General features: G+C 47.8%; 15 protein-coding genes. 14 read left to right on the forward strand and 1 reads right to left on the reverse strand.

Features of this window, described 5'->3' with window-relative positions; translation table 11 throughout:
• Positions 1-531 precede the first annotated feature (531 nt).
• Entirely contained in the window at positions 532-2,586 is a 2,055-nt protein-coding gene (locus tag MHH48_RS17105) for a GxGYxYP domain-containing protein (protein WP_076323454.1), read from the reverse strand.
• A 316-nt stretch (positions 2,587-2,902) separates the two neighbouring features.
• Between MHH48_RS17105 and MHH48_RS17110 the strand changes: the two genes are divergently transcribed.
• From MHH48_RS17110 to MHH48_RS17175, 14 genes are all read left to right on the forward strand, one after another.
• On the forward strand, positions 2,903-4,051 hold the full coding sequence (locus tag MHH48_RS17110) for a GntR family transcriptional regulator (protein ID WP_076323455.1): 1,149 nt from the start codon (positions 2,903-2,905) through the stop codon (positions 4,049-4,051).
• A gap of 164 nt (positions 4,052-4,215) precedes the next feature.
• Positions 4,216-6,450, forward strand: coding sequence for a hypothetical protein (locus MHH48_RS17115; RefSeq protein WP_076323456.1), 2,235 nt, complete (start codon positions 4,216-4,218; stop codon positions 6,448-6,450).
• Between the two features lie 24 nt (positions 6,451-6,474).
• Positions 6,475-6,747 carry a hypothetical protein gene (locus tag MHH48_RS17120; RefSeq protein WP_256720595.1) on the forward strand — a complete coding sequence of 91 codons (273 nt, stop codon included), beginning with the start codon at positions 6,475-6,477 and terminating at the stop codon, positions 6,745-6,747.
• Positions 6,744-7,397, forward strand: coding sequence for a DUF5127 domain-containing protein (locus tag MHH48_RS17125; RefSeq protein ID WP_083659708.1), 654 nt, complete (start codon positions 6,744-6,746; stop codon positions 7,395-7,397). The genes MHH48_RS17120 and MHH48_RS17125 overlap by 4 nt, the downstream gene beginning before the upstream one ends.
• 31 nt (positions 7,398-7,428) lie before the next feature.
• Positions 7,429-8,709, forward strand: coding sequence for a hypothetical protein (locus MHH48_RS17130; protein ID WP_256720596.1), 1,281 nt, complete (start codon positions 7,429-7,431; stop codon positions 8,707-8,709).
• 3 nt (positions 8,710-8,712) lie between these two features.
• A complete protein-coding gene (locus MHH48_RS17135) occupies positions 8,713-9,954 on the forward strand; it encodes a hypothetical protein (protein WP_256720597.1) in 1,242 nt (413 codons plus the stop codon).
• A 39-nt stretch (positions 9,955-9,993) separates the two neighbouring features.
• The gene (locus MHH48_RS17140) at positions 9,994-10,653 is read left to right on the forward strand and encodes a hypothetical protein (RefSeq protein ID WP_256720598.1); all 660 of its coding nucleotides are present in this window, start codon (positions 9,994-9,996) and stop codon (positions 10,651-10,653) included.
• Between the two features lie 257 nt (positions 10,654-10,910).
• Positions 10,911-12,512, forward strand: a complete 1,602-nt coding sequence (locus MHH48_RS17145; RefSeq protein WP_076323457.1) for an S-layer protein — start codon at positions 10,911-10,913, stop codon at positions 12,510-12,512.
• Between the two features lie 188 nt (positions 12,513-12,700).
• Complete coding sequence (locus tag MHH48_RS17150) at positions 12,701-13,516, forward strand: MerR family transcriptional regulator (RefSeq protein ID WP_076323458.1); 816 nt, start codon at positions 12,701-12,703, stop codon at positions 13,514-13,516.
• Positions 13,517-13,585: 69 nt separating this feature from the next.
• The gene (locus tag MHH48_RS17155; protein WP_076323459.1) at positions 13,586-14,269 is read left to right on the forward strand and encodes a DUF554 domain-containing protein; all 684 of its coding nucleotides are present in this window, start codon (positions 13,586-13,588) and stop codon (positions 14,267-14,269) included.
• Between the two features lie 205 nt (positions 14,270-14,474).
• Positions 14,475-16,148 carry a ribonuclease J gene (locus tag MHH48_RS17160; RefSeq protein ID WP_076323460.1) on the forward strand — a complete coding sequence of 558 codons (1,674 nt, stop codon included), beginning with the start codon at positions 14,475-14,477 and terminating at the stop codon, positions 16,146-16,148.
• A 296-nt stretch (positions 16,149-16,444) separates the two neighbouring features.
• Positions 16,445-17,395: a sugar ABC transporter permease gene (locus MHH48_RS17165; RefSeq protein WP_076323461.1), complete on the forward strand. Its 951-nt coding sequence runs from the start codon at positions 16,445-16,447 to the stop codon at positions 17,393-17,395.
• Positions 17,396-17,456: 61 nt separating this feature from the next.
• The gene (locus MHH48_RS17170; protein ID WP_071220686.1) at positions 17,457-18,326 is read left to right on the forward strand and encodes a carbohydrate ABC transporter permease; all 870 of its coding nucleotides are present in this window, start codon (positions 17,457-17,459) and stop codon (positions 18,324-18,326) included.
• 40 nt (positions 18,327-18,366) lie between these two features.
• Positions 18,367-19,746: an extracellular solute-binding protein gene (locus tag MHH48_RS17175; RefSeq protein WP_076323462.1), complete on the forward strand. Its 1,380-nt coding sequence runs from the start codon at positions 18,367-18,369 to the stop codon at positions 19,744-19,746.
• Positions 19,747-19,776 lie beyond the last annotated feature (30 nt).

A 19,776-nucleotide genomic window follows, 5' to 3' on the forward strand; every position in this document is an offset into this window, starting at 1 on the left:
GGGGAGGGGATATCAGGTCATTAATTACTTACTAAGTTGGGACCGGGAATGCGAATCGGTTTCATGGAAAAGTCGGATCGCCTGTCGAATGGATGTGGTTTTTGCGATTACCCAAGAAATAATCAGGGGAAATCATCTGTCTGTTAATTAGCGAAACATCGAAAATCGGGTTGGCAATTGTGTGGAGTGGGGGGGCCGTTCTGGTTTTTAGAGGATGCATGGAGAACATGAAGTCGTGGGTTTTTACTGCTCTAAGAAAATGATTTCTATCCAGTAACCATACCGTTGACCTCAATTATTTAATGTAATTAATTAAATTAATTAATCACATTAAATATAATCAATGAATGGCGAAAGTGTCGTCAATTAATGACGTTAATTAACTATATTTAATATCATTAACTATTGTCTCCAAAGCCCGTAACCAAGGGTTGGGGCAGTAGTTCTATTGCATAACAAAAGCATCGCAGATCCAATTATAATCGGACCTGCGATGCCCTTAAATATCTGTCACTTGTTTAACGGGAATGATCATTTCTTGATTGGCAAGTTGTAGCTTTCGCGAATAAAGGAGAAATAATGATCGGCGCGAATGACTTTGAAATCTGCCCCGAGCTGTTCGGTCAGGGCCAGCGCATCGGATGGAGTCATACTCCATGCTAACATACCGAGCGAGACGAACAACGGTGACTTACCATCCCAATTCGCCTTGGCTTCATTGAGCACCTGCAATCCGTCTTGAACGGTGCTGATCCCGCGGATCGTAGACACGGGCAGGCTGTCGCCGATAATTTCAATTCCGTATTTGTCTTCATAACTAATAAATAACCCAGGTACGTTATATTCCTCCTCATAAGCTTTTGCTTTATCCGGTGACAACGGCACATTCTCGCTATCAACTCGGTTCAGTACATAAGGGATTGTCATTCCTGTCTTTCTCATATACTTTTCGGTTTGCTGCAAAAACGCCCGGAAGCTTGCATCAGGCCATGGACTCGGATAGAAGTAACCGGCACCGGAAGGCCCGGCAATAAGCAAATCATTCTCCGTTGCCGTGTTTTGATAGTAATTCAATATGGCAGGGGCACCTTCATAGAGCAGTGGGCTTGAAGTCCAGTTTATCGGAACCTTGCCTCTGGCCGGGTCATCCCACATGACGCGCATGCGATGCTGGTTATATTGAAAGTTGTCGCCTTCCGTAAAGGTGTATGTTACGTAAATTTTGTTCTCAAGCGCCGGCCGAGGAGGCGTTTTCGCCAGCTTGAAATCCGGCTTAGTTCCCGAGAAGACCGTCAGATTGCTGAACCAATCGGCTGCCAGCACATAGACGCCGTAACGGGAGGCAATCTCGACCGAGCTGAACTCACCTTCCACATCATTGCTGAACCAGCCGAGGTAAGGGGTGCCCGGCTTCACATCGGACATAATTTTCTCGAAGAGCGCCTTTTGCTCAGGTACATTGGAATCGAGCCAGAATACCATCGCTTTATTGGCGACGGCGTAATCTCTTAAATAGCCATAGGGTTCCTGCTGCTCGGCAGAGGGAGGACGGATATTCCCTGCCGAAACCTTGTACTGGTTCCACATATCGACTTCAGCGGTCAGTTTCTGAGTTCCCGCAGGCGGAGTGAATTCATACACAAAATAACTGCCGTTATCGGCAAAGCGGTGACCGCCTTGGCCTTCACTGAACTTCGAGTTTTGCCGATCATAGAGATAAGACTCTTCTTCAGGGGTTCCTGCAATGAATCTCGCTATCTCTTTGTCGTCAGCCTTGACCGTAACTTCATGTACTGCGGGTCCCCAACCATCCTGGGTGAAAGCATCATCAAAGCGCAGATAAACCGCTGATTCTCCCATGAGCGAGGAGAGGTCGAGGTTATAAGTATCACGGTTGCTTGCATCCCGCACCTGTTGCTTCTCTTCGGCAATCGTCACGAACGATTCAGGCATTCCGGAAGGAATACGAATCGCTGTATCCGGATCCAGCCCGATCAGCATCTGATGAGTCGTCTGCTTCCACAGATGCTCATATTGCCAGGTGTAAGCATCAAGCCGGTTATTGAATTTGCCGCGAAGATCGTCTAGGATCTTCAAATTATGCGGGGCTTTGGACAATTGGGCGGCCAGATCCGGACTGGCAACGACCGCATTCTTCAAACCTGCGAGCGTGGTGGCGACATTAATCGTATCAGGAACTTTTGGATCATATACAATGATGCCTTTAACCTCGCTCCGATAAGCGGAGAACACGTCCCAATAATCTTCATGAAGCGTGTAAGGCACCTTTATATCCGCAAGCCAGGTTAATTTCCCTTCTTCCTGGGATTCAATCAAATAGATTCGGGGCTCTTCCCTGTTAACGATTCCCTGCAAAGTCCCTAACAACAATTTAATGTCACCTGGCGCATTATAAATATCTGCGACATCCAGATGCTTAGGCTTCTTGAAGTTTGGCAGTTCGCGGTTCTTGGAGCCGTTAGGTTGCGCTGACTGTGTATTCGTTCCCGAAGCGTAAGCTGCGCCGGTCGTTAATGAAAAAGCGCATAGGATAGCTAAACAGAGAATCGTGACTCTACGAGCCATGGCGAATTCACTCCTTGTTATGGTCTATGGTCAGAAATGGAAACGTGTGTATCCGTAAACATCGATCCTCCTTTTGCGGCCCAATAGCCGTCAACACTACGCTTATCAACACATATTTAATATATTCAAGAATGTTTTTACAAGTAGTTCGACAAAACTTCCTATAATTCTTGAAAATCAGGCAATTTAAACGTAGGTATATCAAGGGTTTGTCGTAATGGGCTGTTGATCGACTCATGCTTGTTTATTGCGCTTGTATGTGTAAGGATATATTATATATTTCAAATATCATGAATGAATTGGTGATGTGATTAGAATGAGTGCAAACGATCGAATTCCGTTGTATCAGCAAATCCAGGACTATATCCGACACGTCATAGCAGCAGAAAATATGAAGCCAGGTGACCGCATTCCGACAGAAAAGGAGCTGATGGATCAGTTTCATGTCAGTAAAATAACCGTTGCCAATGCCCTAACCGGATTAGCAAATGAGAAATTGATTGCCCGTGTGCCGGGCAAAGGCAGTTTTGTAGCAGAGGAGGCTGACTTCCCACCTGCTGGCCAGTCATCGACAACGCTGCTTAGGGGAAGAGACGGGAAGCTGGCCACGGGCATGATTGGCGTGATTATGCCCACCATCCATGATTATTTCGCGATCAGACTCATTGAGGGAATCCAAGAGGCACTGAATCACGAAGGTTATCGCAGCATGATCATGTTGACTGATGGCAAGCTGGAGAAAGAAAAGGATGCCATCAAAGAGCTGAAGGCTCTCGGAGCCGAAGGCCTGTTGATTTTCCCGGTCGACGAGGAGAACTACAACGAGGAAATACTGGGTATGAAGCTATCCGGTTTTCCTTTTGTGCTGATCGATCGGTATTTACCTGGGGTCGAGACCCACTATATTGCCGCCGATGGAAGGCGGGGCACGAGACTTGCTGTTGAACATCTATGGGAGCTTGGACACCGGGACATCGCCATATGCTCGGATTCTCCCCTTCAAACCGTCACGGTTCAGGAGCGGATCGAAGGTTACATTGATGCTTTAAAAGACAAAGGCGCATTAATCAATCCGGCGCATATGATTACGGATTTCAAACCGCTGAGCGTGCTCAAGGATGCCGAAGCTCATCCACTGTACCGGTATATCCGAAACCGCATGGTTACCGCCTATATTTCGCTGAATGGGAGATTGGGCGTACAAATCTATCAGATGGCCAAGCAAGCGGGGCTTAACGTGCCGGAAGACGTTTCGATCGTCAGCTTCGACGATCCGACTTCCATCGTGGAGGAATTCAGCATATTTACCCATGTGAAGCAGTTTGAATGGGATATGGGATATCAGGCAGCCGGAAAACTGCTCGAAGTATTGCGCGGTCATGGAGAAGTGAAGAGCTATAGCAAATTGCTGATTGAGCCTGAGCTTGTGATCCGCCAAACGTCGAGCCATGTTCCACAAACTTAATATTTACGCTAAGGAAATGCCTTTTCCGTTAACTAACGGAGAGGGCTTTTTTTAATTCTCTCTAAAAACATATTGAATATATTGATATTATATATTATATTCTAGAAAATGATGGCTAACCAAGAAGCAAAAGTACATCTAACCTGAGCAGGGAGGTATAGAACGTGCCAAAAGATCGCAGAGAAGAGCGAACCGGGTTTCAGGAATCGGCTCCGTATCATCCTGACTATGATCTTCAGACTGACTTTGTGATGGTCTACGGAATTGACGAAACGATGCCGGAGCGCATTCAGAAATGGAAGGAAAAAGGATATATCGTCCATCTGATGACAGGAGTCGCATGGGGGACATACAACAACTACTTGGACGGAGAGGTTGACGGCTTATCACATTGGGATGAAGCGCAGACCGATCGTCACGGGGAGATGATCCTGCATGGGAAACGACCGGTTATTCCTTACATGGTGCCAACGATTTCCTTTGGCCGCTATCTAGCGGATCGAATACGCGTCGCGGTTGATGCGGGTGTAGAGGCCATTCATCTGGAGGAGCCCGAATTCTGGGTGAATGGCGGATATTCGGAAGCGTTTAAGCGGGAATGGCTTCTGTATTACAAAGAGCCATGGATTCCGCCACACGCTTCACCTGACGCACAATACCGAGCTTCTAAATTGAAAGCGCATTTATACACACGCGTGCTGGACCGGTTATGTGCAGAGATGAAGGAATACGCATTAACTCGTTACGGCCGAGTCCTTCGCTTTTACGTTCCGACTCATAGTTTGATCAATTATACGCAGTGGCGAATTGTCAGCCCGCAATCCGGCCTCGTTGAGCTTCCATCCATTGACGGGTACATTGCACAGATCTGGACGGGGACATCAAGGACGCCGAACGTGTATGAAGGGCAACGCAAGGAACGGACGTTTGAAACCGCTTACCTCGAATATGGCGTGATGCAGGAGCTGGTTCGCGGAACCGACAGACGCATGTGGTTTTTGCATGATCCGATCGAGGATAACCCGAACCACACTTGGGCGGATTACAAACAGAACTACTTAAAGACCGTTGTCGCCTCACTGCTGCATCCCGGAGTTGCCCATTACGAAGTTTCACCCTGGCCGCGAAGAGTCTTTCAAGGAACTTATCCATCCGAAGATGGCTCCGGTAAGGAGTCCATCCCGTCTGACTATGCAACGACGCTGCTCCAGGTCATGCACACGCTGGGCAACATGGACCAGGAAGTGATCGAATCGGCAGAAGATGACTTGCAAGTTGGCGTTCTGATTGCCGACTCCGCGATGTTTCAGCGGATGAAGCCGGAACCACAAGCGCCCGATGCCGGTAAATACGACGGTACGGATCCTGAAGGATTTCAGGCGGAAGGGGATACAGAGCTTCTTGATTTCTCCCCTTTTTACGGTCTGTCGCTCCCGCTGCTGAAGCATGGATTACCGGTTCGTCCGCTTCAGCTGGATAATGTAAGGCGGTATCCGGGTTATTTGGATCCTTACCGCGTGCTGGTTCTAAGCTATGAATTCATCAAACCGGAGTATCCGGACATTCATAATGCTCTTGCCCAGTGGGTGCAGGATGGCGGGGCGTTGATTTATGTTGGCGATGATAGCGACCCGTATCATGGCATTCGTTCATGGTGGAACAATGACCACAAGGATAACCTGTTTGGCCCGAAGTATAACTCGCCGCGTGAGCATCTGTTTGAGCAGCTTGGTCTGAAGGAGAAAGCGGACGGTATCCATCAGGCAGGAAAAGGCGTCGTGTGCTGGTTAGATCAACATCCAACTGACCTCACCCTATCCAAAGCAGGGGCAGACCAGCTGCGGCACGCCGTTCAAGCCACGCTGGAAGCACTTCACGGCGCAGAACGACCGTTGAATTCCAAACATTATTTCAAGCTCAAGCGCGGCCCTTATCTGATCGCTTCGGTTCTGGAGGAATCGATTACCGATGAGCCGTTGAACATCTCAGGCCCGATCGTGAACTTGTTCGATTCGAAGCTATCCGTTCTGGATCAGGTTACGTTAAGTCCAGGGCAACAAGCGCTGCTCTATGATGTTGAGGCTGGACGTCCTTCGGACGGCAAGGTATCCGTCATTGCTGCTTCCTCCCGAATCGAGGAGCTTGCCCAGACGGAATCAGGCTTCCGATTCATTGCTAGAGGGCCGTCCAATCTGCAGGCAAGCGCGAGATTGTATTGCCCAATAGAGCCGATATCTGTCCAGTACGTTATTCAGGATCAAGTCGTAACTGCTGGGTGGGTATGGGATCCGCAGTCGCTAACCGTGCTGCTGCAGTATGAACATGGGGGCGCGAACCATGCAGAGATCCAGGTTGATTGGAAGCCAGCGAAATTCATACCTGAACCTGCAGCCGATTGATGCAATTGAGAGGAGCAAATCATCATGCCATACGAACCGATAAGGCCGGAACGATTAAAACAAATGTTAAACCATCTTCGGGAAGCGATATATGAGCCGGTTGCCGAGTTGGAAGTGACTGCATGGGTTACGCCCGAGCCCGTATCGTTCATGGATCGAATGAAGGGCACGCAAATGACGCTTGTCCATGGCAAGCGATGGGGGAGCCTGTGGGACTGTGCCTGGTTCCGATTTACCGGCAGCCTTCCGGAAAATAGCCGTAAGGAAGACCTCGTTCTCTTACTCGACATCAATTGACAGTTGAACCGGTAACCACCCGTTATACGTTTCAAGGGGAAGGCATTGAGCTTCAAGTTAAGTTCACCACGCCTTTATTACTTCTGTTATCCCGGCCTGTAACCTATGTGACTGTTCAGGTTCGTTCGATGGATGGGCGTGAACATGATGTAAAGATCTACTTCGATGTCACAGGCGAGTGGTGCGTGCATACACCGGATCAGCAAGTGACCTGGGAGCATCGCGTAATCGATGGACAATTGAATATGATGTCGATGGGTACTGTCGAACAGCCCATCCTGCAGCGTGCCGGAGATGATACTCGAATCGATTGGGGGTATATGGTTCTGGCGGTTCCCCGTACGGAACGGATTCAGACGGTGATTCATTCTGTAACGAGCCGGAAGTCGTATGTCGGATCCGGTCTGTTACCGTCCGAAGACGATCCGCAGAAGCCGAGGGCCGTATCCGATCATACTCCTGTTATGGCAGTCGAAATCGATCTAGGCCAGGTACGAGAAGAATGGGTATCCGAGTATCTGATGCTTGCGTATGACGATATTCATGCCATCGAATATTTTAACCAGCCGCTGGATGCTTACTGGAAGCGAAACGGATTGACGTTCCACGACATGCTGTTACAGTCCGCCGCCCAATATGAAGAGACCTGAATTAAATTCGTGATAAGACAGGTGATGCCTTGTGAATAACATTAATGTTCAGGAAGAAGTCGTCCATAAAGAATTAACACAGCTGAAGCAACAATTCGAGAATCCAGATGCCACGTATCGCCCGCAGCCGTTCTGGTTCCTGAATCATGAGCTCACGAAGCCGGAGCTGGAAAGCCAGATACAATCGATGTATGAAGCGGGTGTCGGCGGTGTTGTTTTGCATGCGCGTCATGGGATGCAGACCACTTATCTGTCGCCGGCATTTATGGAAGCGTTGGAGTTCTGTACCCTGGAGTGCGAGAAACGGAATATGGTCGTCTGGCTGTATGATGAGGACAATTGGCCAAGCGGAACGCTGGGCGGCAAGCTGACCCGTCAGCATCCGGAATATCGCATGCGATACTTAAGGGTTGAAGAGAAAAGGTATAAAGACGACGGACGGCAAGAAGGCTTGAAGCTGGACTTTGCACGCTATGATCACAATGGGCTTATTGCCATTCTGGCTTATCGCGCCATCCAGCAGGGTGGGGAATGGCTGCTCTGTGATGAACCCGAGGATCTCACGCATGCATGGGGAGAAGATTGGTCACCGACTACGGACGATTCTTATATCGTGCTGGCCTGCTGGTCCTGCGAGATCGCGGAAGGCATCACGTTTGCCATAGGGTACTACTTGGATACGTTGAATCCGGATGCGGTCGAGGCTTTCATCCGGATGTCCTATGAGCCGTTTCAGTCATTGCAGAAATACTTTGGTGCAACGATTCAAGGGGTATTTACCGACGAACCCGGGCTTATGATCCATGACGGTTTCTTCGGGGTGGAAGCGATCCGCACGACCGTTCACGATGTGGACGCTACCCTGCCGGGCATGGTCTTTGCTTGGACACAGGGCATGGCACAGCGGTATCAGCAAGAGAATGGCTATGATCTCATCCCGCGGTTAGGCGCATTGTTATATAACATGGCAGACGGCAGCCGGTCAACGAAACAGCAATATTATGATACGATTACTCGCTGGTATGTTGAGGGCTATCATCATGCGATTCGTACATGGTGTGAGCGGCATGGACTGCTGTACATCGGTCATACGCTCGAAGAGCCGGTCTGGGGACAGGCGAGATCGCAAGGCAATCAGACCCGGGTGCTGCAGCAGTTTCACTACGCAGGCGTGGATTATTTAACGCCTGGCATCGGTACGAAGGAGAATCCGCATCGGATTGTGTCAGTGAAGACAGCCGCTTCTGTCGCGCAGTTGAACAGCAAGGCACGGGTGATCTGCGAATCGTTTGGCGCAAGCGGTCACGGCTAATCCATGCGAGAGCGGCGACTCGATGCTAATTTCATGGCATTCCTGGGCGTTAATCTGTTCATCCCGCATGCGTTCTATTACTCGTTTGCCGGGTATCGGAAGACCGATTTCCCGCCGACGGAATTCAAACACGCGCCTCATTGGCCGCATTATCGTGCTTTTGCTGATTATCTCGGACGACTGAGTCTGCTCGGCGCGAGCGGTAAACGTACACCGGAGGTTCTTCTGCTTTCGCCCATCCATACGGTATACGAAAATATGTTCGTATCCGGTCAATCGAATAAACATCCCGCTTCCGATGTTCTGTTCTCGCTCCTGTCGGATCACATGCTTCGGAGATCCATTGATTACGACTATGTAGACGAATGTCAGCTTCGCGAAGCCACCCTTATTGATGGGAAAGGGGTTCGATTTAACCAGGGTGGGAACATATATTCGGTTTTGGTTATGCCTGAGATTGAGGTCATGTCGAAGGACATTGCCGCACTTCTTGTTGCCTATGTTAAGCAAGGGGGTACTCTCGTTGCTGTAGGAGCGATACCGCGGCATAGCGAGTGCTTGCATCATGATCCGGAATTGGCGAAGCATGTGCATGCGCTGTTTGGTTCGACCCCGCAGCACGGGGCATTACGCCCCGTTGGCAAAGGGTATAGTCTGTTTTATTCCCTAGAGAATACGCCTCTTGATGATCCATTGGACTCGTTGTGTGAACGTATAAGCGGGTTATTAAGGAAACCCCCTGTTTTACGATGGAAGTTGATCGAAGGACAACATGAGGATTTCATCAGTCTAGAACGTGTGTTCGGGAATCGAGTGTATGTGTGGCTGATGAACTGGTCGGAGAAGCCCGTTTCCATGAAGCTTGATGCAATTGAGGCGAAGTACCGAATCGAAGAATGGGACTTGGAAAACGGAAAAATACGCTGGTTAGCCAGCGATTCCGTTCTTACCTATGCACCAGGAGAGCTGCGAGTTCTCTCGGTTGTACCTGAGGAGAGTTCAATTGGGGTAATGGAACAAATGTTCGATATGACACGGGATTCCACGGATGCCATCGTTCTTGAAGAGCTGTGGCGTTTCCGGACACTTGAACCCAACGTTTGTTTACTGGACCAATGGCAGGTCACGCTGAATGACCGAAAGTCTAGGATGAATGCAACGATGCCTGGGCAAGTGAATACGTATCGTACAACGTTTACCTTGACCCAGGAATTGATGGAACGATTGCAATCTCCGAGTTATTGAGTTCATTCAAATCCATCGCATGACGACGAATCCCATAAGATGTTGTTGATTCTGGACGATGTGGAGCAGAATATCCCATCCCATATCGGCTTCCTGCAGCGCAGGCGCAATCTTGAAATCTTCGTGAATGGCGTAAGGCAGAATGCGCTGCAGCCCTCTAACTGGCAGGATCAACACTATAGTAGCGTGGATATCACACCCCATTTGTTGGCAGGCGAGAACGAACTTGAAATTCTAACGGTTTCATTGCTGGAACCGATGCTGGCGATTTCATTTCCTGCATTTTTGATTGGACCCTTTGTTATAGAAGATCGAGAAGATCGGATGAAGCTAAATGCGAGTTCGGAACATATGTTTGGTTGTTGGTCTTCTGCCGGCTATCCTTATTATGCGGGAGCGGGAGAATACTCGCAGCAAGTGGAGCTGACCCAAGTTAGCTTGGCTCCAGATGAGGAATTATGGCTCGAAGCTGAAGATATTAGGGAGACAGCTTCTTTATATGTGAATGATATACAGGCAGGAATCCGGTTGTGGCCGCCTTATCACTGGAACATCACGCCATATGTTGAGCAGGGGAATAATCTGATTACCATCCGTGCAGCCAATACGCTGGAGAATTTATATGGTAAGTCTGCTTTACCTTCAGGGGTGAGTGGAAGGGTAAAGTTGGTTCGTCGAACTTTATCTAAAAGAATGTAATTTATACGATACCTACGAAAATGACTACTTCCGAGTTCAGGTTGTGGTCATTCTTTTATTATAGTTTACATAATATATAATATGTAATCTCAATTCGCGAAATTTGTGTATTCCGAGTTTCAAAGGTGGAATTTTTTCATAGGGACATAGGAAGCTCCATTCTTACAAACTCATCGATTTACGATAACATTCTCTTAATCCTGAAGACTTACACTTAAGAAGTTTTACGAACGATAACAACTCGGAGGTGCCATGAAATGCAGCTAAAGAAGAAAACCATCATGGTTTTGGCGCTCAGCTTGTCCATTCTTTCGCAAGGTATGATCGTTCATGCCAAGGAAGATGGCGCTAGGTTTAAGCCGGAAGGAAACGGCAAATGGATGACAGGAGAGTATCACGCGCATACGTATCAATCCGATGATGCCAGTCAATCCCTGCAGGAATTGCTGGATAACGGTTTCCAAAAGTATGGTCTGGATTGGATCGCGGTCTCCGACCATCTTAGAGTTTCTAAACGGGACGACGAGGGAAATCCCCTTGCCGGTGGATCTATTCCGTTCTCCAAAGGAATGGCTCAATACCAGATTCCAAAGATCCAGCAGCTTCAGGAAGCAGGCAAATACAAGAACAACATTATCTTCTCAGGCTTTGAGTGGGACATGCCTACATATGAACATGTGGGAATCGGCATTATTGCAGGCAAATTCGGTTCAGAATCGAGCTTGAAGGCAGCTCGTAAGTTCGAGTATCTGTTCACCGATCGCGATGAAGCGATGTTCGATCCCAAAGATGTCGCCGACTGGAAAAAACAAGACAGCCGGGCCTATACTACGGCCGAAGATGCCCGAACAGCGCTGGCTTGGCTCCAGGAAAACTACGGAAACAGCAGTTATGCATTACTCAACCATCCTTCTAGAAAAACCGTGTATACAATAGCGGATATACGGGATTTCAATAATATCGCGCCGAATGTTGTATTCGGAATGGAAGGCATGCCCGGGAATCAGATGGAACCGGATCGCGGTGGACTTAACTTAACCACACCGGAGAACAGAACCTACGGCGGTGCTGATTTCATGATTGCCAAGGTTGGCGGCGTATGGGATGCGCTGCTTGGCGAAGGACGCGAATTTTGGAACTTTGCGAACTCGGATTCTCATTTTGAGATTAGTGAAAACCGTTTATACTCCAGCGGGTATTGGCCGGGACAATATGCCAAAAACTACACTTGGGTGAATGGAAAAGATATGCAAAGCGTATTGGACGGGATGCGTTCGGGTAAATCGTTCTCCGTCTACGGCGATTTGATTAACGCGCTGGATTATCGCGTTCGTCACGGGAACAAGCAGGCCGAGATGGGAAGTAACCTGCAAGTGAAAAAAGGGAACCCGATCGAAATTACGATCCGATTCAAAAGCCCAAATAAAAACAACAACGGTGATTCTGTAACCGTAGATCATGTCGATTTGATCTCAGGTGACGTAACGGGTAAAGTCCAACCAGGTACGGCGGCTTACAGCAAAAGCACCAACGATTCGACCAAAGTGGTGAAACGGTTTACGAGCAAGGATTGGAAAATCGATCGTGATGGATACAACGTCATAACATATCGAACGAAAGCGACGAAGGATCAATATTTCCGATTAAGAGGGACTAATCTTGGCGTAAATGTTGCGGGAGAAACCAGCAATGGCAATCCGCTCATAGATCCAAAAACGGACATCGAAGACAACGAACAGCGTTTTGAGGAAATAAACAAGCGGAATTATAGTGACCTGTGGTTTTATTCTAACCCGATCTTTGTTAGTGTTGAAGACAAGACGGTTAAAGACTCTAACAAACAGGGGAAGCATCTGTAGGATGCGGCTCGCGCTCTATTCAGAAGACTGTCGATTATTCGGCAGTCTTTTTGTTTTTTTCACACGTAGTATATTGATGCATACATGTCATATAGCTGATCACATAGATTGTATTTTGCTGCATATCCTATCATTTTATTGTACAAATTGAATGAGGGGTATAGTCTGTTAAGGAGAGGAGAGATGATATGTTTACGATCGGTGAAATATCCAAGCTGTTTCAGATCGATATCCGCACCCTCCGGTATTACGATGATATTGATTTATTTAAACCGGCATCCGTGGATAATCTGACAAATTACCGTTATTATTCGGTCGATCAATTTGAGCAGCTGAACACCATTCTGTATCTCAAGGCGCTTGGCATCCCTTTAAAAGACATTAAGCTTTTTCTGGATGATCGGGAGATTGAACATATACTAACCCTGCTCAAGGAGCAGCAGCGCAGAACGGAGGAGAAAATTGAGGAATATCAAAGAATCCAGGCGAAGATCAAAAGTCGAATTGATCAGATCGAAGATGCCTCAAATAAGGAAGAACTCTATAAAATTCGGGAAGTGGAGCTTCCCGAGAGAGTGATGGTTTTGCTGAAACAGAAAATACATAAAAGCGACAATCTGGATATGCCGATCCGTTTATTGGAGAATAGCACGAAGATGAAGTCCACCATTTTTCTGGGTAAAGTAGGATTATCGATCTCGATCGATCGTTTAATACAACGCAAATTTGATGAATACGACTCCATTTTTGTTATTGTGGAGCAGGAAAGTGAGCACAGCAGCTCCGAAGTCGAAGAGAAGATCTGGCGGAAAGGTACCTATACTTCGATTCGGTTTGCCGGGACACACGAAGATGCAGCGCCTTATTACAGAAAGCTCCTGGATTATATCGAGGAAAAAGGTTACACCCTGATCGAAGATGCGTTAGAGATTACGTACATTGACTATGGGCTTACCGGTGATCCTTCTCAATTCGTAACCGAAATTCAAATGCTTGCTAAATAAACGATTGACCCTCCAGCTGCTGGAGGGTTTATTCTTTGTATCAAAACATATTAGTAGGAGAGAACGACTGTGATAGGAACCATTGTAAACGTAACAACCATTGTTGTAGGCAGCACGATTGGAAATGTATTTAAAAAGGGGATGAGCGAAGCCTATCAGGACATCCTGATGCAGGCGATGGGTTTGGCTGTCATGGCACTTGGTGTGCATTCGATCGTGAAGTATATGCCGGAGAGCCATTATCCCGTCTTATTCATCGTAAGTCTTGCCATAGGCGGGCTGATCGGGGAGAAGCTGAATCTGGAGCAGGGATTTAAAAAGGCGGTGTCGAGGTTTACCAAGGGAAATTTGGCTGAAGGACTAACTACGGCGATTCTGTTGTTCTGTATTGGAACACTTTCTATTATCGGACCGATCGAGAGTGCTTTGAACAATAATCATACCTATCTGTTCACCAATGCCATCCTGGATGGCGTGACGTCGATCGTACTGGCTTCAACCTTTGGCATTGGGATCGTTCTATCAGCCGTGGCCACATTTTGTTGGCAAGGGTTATTGTACGTTATGGCCGGTGCAGCCTCTAGCTTTATCACAACGGAGCTGTTAACCGAAATATCCATTATTGGCGCCATTTTAATTTTTGCTTCAGGCTTAAACATTTTGGGCATTCGGAACTTCAAAACCATGAATCTTACGCCAGCGCTGTTGGTCCCAGTCGTATTCATTACGGTTAAAAATCTGCTCGGTTTTTAACATGAAGCAGGGATTCATACTTATCTCGATTTCAAGGATAACCCGCCTACGGAAGGCGGGTTTTTGCTGTTATTCTATACCTTGCACGTTGAATAATCCATTGTTTACCTTGGTGCATAAGTTTTGTGACAATTTCAATAATATAGGAGACCGACAACATCAAGGAATTGGACTAGGTGGATAGAGAGAAGGAGGCTTCATCATTATGAATATAGCTGAACATAAACTGCTAGTCGCAGCGCTAGGCGGCGTTAATGAAATTGGAAAAAACATGTACTTCATTCAGTACGATCAAGATATCGTGGTCATTGATTGCGGCTCCAAATTTCCTGACGAAAACCTGCCCGGCATCGATTTGATTGTTCCTGACTTCACCTATTTGCTGGACCACGCGGATAAAGTCAGAGCTCTTATCGTCACCCATGGACATGAGGACCATATCGGAGGGATACCTTATTTACTGAAGCAGCTCCCGATCCCTGTGTATGGGACGAAGCTCACGATTGAGCTCATTAAAATCAAGCTGAAAGAGCATCGCATTCTGCGTGAATCCGAGCTTCACACGATCGATGCGAATTCTACCATTCAAGCGGGTGCCATCCACGCCTCTTTTTTTTCGACCAGCCACAGCATCCCGGACTGCGTGGGCATCGTTTTTCAGACCCCGGAAGGCAATGTTGTCCACACGGGGGACTTTAAATTTGACATGTCTCCTGTGAAGGGGCCTTATCCGGATCTGCATCGAATGGCTGATATCGGCAAGCAGGGGGTTAAGGTGTTATTGTCCGAAAGCACAAACGCCGAGAGACCGGGATTTACGCCTTCAGAACGTCTGGTTGGTGGACATATCCTGGAAGCATTCGCGCAGGCCAAACAGCAGGTATTCATCTCTACGTTTGCTTCCAACGTGAACCGCGTTCAACAGATCATCGATGCCGCCGCGGAAACAGGGCGAAAACTGATTCTGCTCGGCCGCAGCATGGTCAATGTCGTTACCGTTTCCAAGGAGCATGGCTATTTAAACATCCCCGATGACTTAGTGATTGATGCAGGCGACAGCGAGCGGTATCCACCGGACAAAATCGCTGTGTTATGCACGGGGAGTCAAGGCGAGCCTATGGCAGCATTATCACGCTTAGCCAACTCCAAGCATCCCCATATCGAGATTTTACCTGGCGATACCGTCATCATTGCTGCAGGAGCCATACCGGGAAATGAAAGGAACCTTGCTCATGTGATCGATAATTTGTATGTGCTGGGTGCCCAGGTCATCTATGGGTCCGGCTCAGCTTCAGGGATGCACGTATCCGGTCATGGCAGCCAAGAAGAGTTGAAATTAATGCTCACCTTGATGAAACCGGACTATTTGATTCCTGTCCATGGTGAATTCCGAATGCTGTATCAGCATCGGCAGCTGGCGGACTCCGTGGGGATCCCTAATGAAAATGTGTTCATCATCCAGAATGGCGACACGATACAAATCCAGCAGGGTATGGCATCCTTGGGTCCAAAAATCCCTTCAGGCAACAGCCTGGTGGACGGATTGATGATCGGGAACGTAGGCAACATCGTTTTGCGGGACCGTAGACAGTTGTCCTCCGACGGGATGCTCATTATCGTAACCACGCTCAGTAAAACGGAAAAGCAGATGGTGGCCAAACCCGAGCTCATATCCAGAGGTTTCATCTTCGTGAAAGATTCGGAGGAATTCATGAATCAAATCCACGATATCGTCATGTCTTCCATGAAAGATTTAACGGAAACCGGGTCCACCCAATGGAATCTGATCAAGCAGACCTTGAAAGATCATGTCGGCAAATTCATATACAGCGAGACAAAGAGAAGGCCGATGATTCTGCCAATCATTATCGAAGTATAAGCCTTTCAAAATACAAAAAAAGCACAGCCTAAAATAGGTTGTGCTTTTTTCGGTACAGTTTCAAGTCCAGGATCTTCGAAACATCGTTCGATCTAGTAGGCATACACCCAGATGGAGGTAACTGCATACACTGCCGATAAGCAATCGCAGAAGATGTTGTTCTTCCATTCACGTCTGTGAAAAAAAGAATAACACATAATCCGGATTCGTCCACATAACCATTTACAGAATGGACATGAACGTCTTGTCCGATCACCGGAATGGGTCCGGTTATTAACGAAAGGAGGAGGATCGGTTTGTCATCCACCCCAGAAGGGAAATGGACTGCGGAGCATGGAAAATGGGTCAAACGAAAGTTCAGATTTACGCGCAATGACTGGATGGGCTATCTATTCAGCGCCCCTCTGATTATCGGCGTCATCGTATTTGCCATCTATCCCATGTTCGCCGCACTGTTTATGAGTTTTCATCAGACATCCGGGCTCAATTTATCCGGCACCTGGGTGGGTCTGAGTAACTACCGTTACGCATTAGAGGATTCATTATTTTGGCAAGCGCTTACAAATACGTTTGTCATGGGGATTTGGTCTGTACTGCTTGGAATTGCACTATCGTTTATTCTGGCGAGCCTGATTAATAATCTGAAATGGCATCTGGGACGCAATTTTTTCAAAGCGGTATATTTTCTGCCCAATGTCGTGTCCGGCGTTGCTACAAGCCTGTTGTTCTCCTTCTTGTTTTTTCCGTCCAAGGAAGGGCTGATCAACTTTGTAATTGGTTTGTTTGGTATCGATCCTGTCGGCTGGTTCACGAACCCTGAAGTCGCGCGTTACAGTATTGTGCTCATGAGCTTGTGGGGTGCGCTTGGGTATAACACGATTATTTTTCTGGCTGGTTTGCAAAGCGTCCCTCGGGATCTCTATGAAGCTGCAGAGGTGGATGGGGCTGGCACCTACCGGAAATGGTGGTACATTACGATACCATACTTGCGTCCGATCTTTGTGTTCATGCTCATCATGGGTACCATCGGCGGAATGAAACGGTTTACGGATGTATGGTTAATCGGCGGAACCGCAGGTAATCCTGGGGGAAGCTTGATGACCGTGGTGCTGTATATTTACCGAAATGCGTTTCTCTCTTCGCAGATGGGGCTGGCTACGGCTGTATCCTATCTGTTATTCGTCATCATACTCATCCTAACCGTGTTCCTCATGCTGCTCAACCGCCGCAAAGACAGTTTGGACTAATGCCATTATCCATTTTTCGGGTCCGTAGGGGAACCTTATTCCAGAAGACAGGAGGGTAACTATGAGCAGTTCAGCCTTGCCCAAGGAGCCTGTGCGCCGTAAACGAATCACACTTCAACAGCTGATACTAACGCTGGTTCTGTTGGTAGGTTCATTCATCATGATTGTGCCATTCTTATGGATGCTGGTAACGAGCTTCGATTGGGCTGCACGATTAAATATTTCATTCCCACCGAAAATATGGCCGGAGGAGCCTTCGATCCGAACATATGAAGCCGCTTTCACCAACATTAATATGTTTCGATATATCGGCAACTCCACGCTTGTAAGTGCAGGGGTCATTATCATCAGCTCATTGTCCGCACTATTATCCGGTTATGCCTTATCCAAGCTCCGTTTCAAAGGAGCAAACTTCGTCCTGCTGCTAGCGCTAAGTACGATGATGATTCCGTTCGAAATGACAATGATTCCGCAGTATTTGCTGTTCAGTAAACTCGGACTGGTCGATAACTACCTGGCTTTTTATTTGCCGGCCATGAACTATGCGTTCGGTACTTTTTTAGCTAAAGCCTTCTTTGATCAATTGCCCAGCAGTCTAAGGGAAGCTGCCGTTCTGGATGGCGCCAAGGAAATCACCGTATTCAGCCGGGTATATCTGCCGCTGTGTACGCCCATTATCGCCACCATGGTCATTCTGCTGTTCTTAGGCGTATGGAATGATATGTTGTGGCCGCTGCTGATCTTAAAATCGGCTGCCAAATACACGATCCAGATTGGATTGGCCATGTTTACGTATAACAACGGAATCAATCAGCAGCCATCGATCATTATGGCAGCAACGACTACGAGCCTCATTCCGGTTATCGTCGTTTATATGTTCCTGCAGCGTTATATCATCGAGAGCATTGCGCTATCCGGTATCAAGCAGTAATTCAGAATGGAAGCTAAATTTATGCGGGGGTGTTTATGTGATGAAAAAAGCTGTGCTGCTTATTCTGTCATTCGTGCTGGTGTTTACATTGGCCGCTTGTTCAGGCAGTTCGGGAAAAGATGTGACAGGCGGCGTGAAGATTGAAAAAGTATCGGATATGAAAGGCACGGTTCGCGTTGCGCTGGCAGGCTGGCAGCTGGATAACGGGATCGATGCGCTGACAGGCAACCCGACCATCGGACTCAACGAATACTTGGATAAAACGTTCAAAAAAATGTATCCGAACATCAAACTGGAGGTTTATCAAATCCCCTGGGAGAACGTAAAAGCCAAACAAACGGCGATGCTGCTTTCCGGCGACGCAGACATCTTGTATACCGGCGGAGCCTTTGCATCGCAATGGTACCAGGAAGGGCTGCTGCGTGACCTGGACGACTTGATCGAAAAGGACACTACGTTTGACAAGGGCATCTACCTGGAAGGCATTATGAACAACTCCTACAGCACCAAGTCGCCCGACGGTAGCAAGCAGTTTGGAATTCCTGCTGTTCTTGGCCGCCGGATGACGATTTATGATAGGAAGCTGTTTGAAGACTGGGGCGTTGAAACCCTCTCGGCACAGCCAGGACCGGATGAAATTCTGGAGAAAGCCAAGCAAATGACCGGCAAAAACCCGAAAACCGGTGAAGACAATTTCGGTCTGTATTGGAGCGGCAACTCATTAAACGGATCTACCTTTGTTGCGTTAACCCTTGCTTATGGCGCCAAAGGAGCGGAAGGATCGCTGAAGGATATCAAAAGCATTAAATGGCATCTGAATTCACCGGAGATGGTCAAAGTGCTGGAATGGCTGAAAGAAGCCGCACAGCTGCCGCCAGCTGGTTTCGTGAATGCCCAGGGAGCTGAGAATTTCGGACTGGAGAAGAACAATATCGCTATTGCCCTCGATTCCACCGGCGGCTCAACGATGAGTGAATACCGGTCGAAGCAAAACAAAGAGCTGCTGGACCGTTATGAGCCTGTGCTGAACATGGGGCCTAAAGGCGAAGGCTGGGTTGCGGTTGACCCGTTCATCATGGCGAAGAATGCTAAAGATGTGGATGCATCATGGGAAGTATTAAAATTCTTGACCAACTACATGACGCAAAAATATATGTATGAGAACTTCTCCAGTACCCCGACACTTAAAAACGCTGATTTTGTAACACCGGAAGATAAGTTTGTGAAAAAAGCACTCGAAATCGCAGATGTTGGCCACTCGGAGCTCATGGATGAAGCCAATCCGTTTTATATGAGCGATATCGCTCCAGCTATTAACGGATTCATTAGCCAGGCTGCATCCGGAAATGCTCCGGATATTCAGAAGTTTCTGGATGATCTGCAGGCACGTGCTGAGAAATGGTCGGCAAATCTGAAGTAAATCAGGAGGGGACTGCACTAGAGACGGGCT

The organism is Paenibacillus sp. FSL F4-0100 (assembly GCF_037993005.1).
Lineage (GTDB): Bacteria > Bacillota > Bacilli > Paenibacillales > Paenibacillaceae > Paenibacillus_AQ.

What these genes read in the sequence shown, in the direction of transcription:
- MHH48_RS17105 (WP_076323454.1), bottom strand. Translation starts at nt 2,586, where the DNA reads ATGGCTCGTAGAGTCACGATTCTCTGTTTAGCTATCCTATGCGCTTTT.
- MHH48_RS17110 (WP_076323455.1), top strand. Translation starts at nt 2,903, where the DNA reads ATGAGTGCAAACGATCGAATTCCGTTGTATCAGCAAATCCAGGACTAT.
- MHH48_RS17120 (WP_256720595.1), top strand. Translation starts at nt 6,475, where the DNA reads ATGCCATACGAACCGATAAGGCCGGAACGATTAAAACAAATGTTAAAC.
- MHH48_RS17135 (WP_256720597.1), top strand. Translation starts at nt 8,713, where the DNA reads ATGCGAGAGCGGCGACTCGATGCTAATTTCATGGCATTCCTGGGCGTT.
- MHH48_RS17140 (WP_256720598.1), top strand. Translation starts at nt 9,994, where the DNA reads ATGTTGTTGATTCTGGACGATGTGGAGCAGAATATCCCATCCCATATC.
- MHH48_RS17145 (WP_076323457.1), top strand. Translation starts at nt 10,911, where the DNA reads ATGCAGCTAAAGAAGAAAACCATCATGGTTTTGGCGCTCAGCTTGTCC.
- MHH48_RS17150 (WP_076323458.1), top strand. Translation starts at nt 12,701, where the DNA reads ATGTTTACGATCGGTGAAATATCCAAGCTGTTTCAGATCGATATCCGC.
- MHH48_RS17160 (WP_076323460.1), top strand. Translation starts at nt 14,475, where the DNA reads ATGAATATAGCTGAACATAAACTGCTAGTCGCAGCGCTAGGCGGCGTT.
- MHH48_RS17170 (WP_071220686.1), top strand. Translation starts at nt 17,457, where the DNA reads ATGAGCAGTTCAGCCTTGCCCAAGGAGCCTGTGCGCCGTAAACGAATC.
- MHH48_RS17175 (WP_076323462.1), top strand. Translation starts at nt 18,367, where the DNA reads ATGAAAAAAGCTGTGCTGCTTATTCTGTCATTCGTGCTGGTGTTTACA.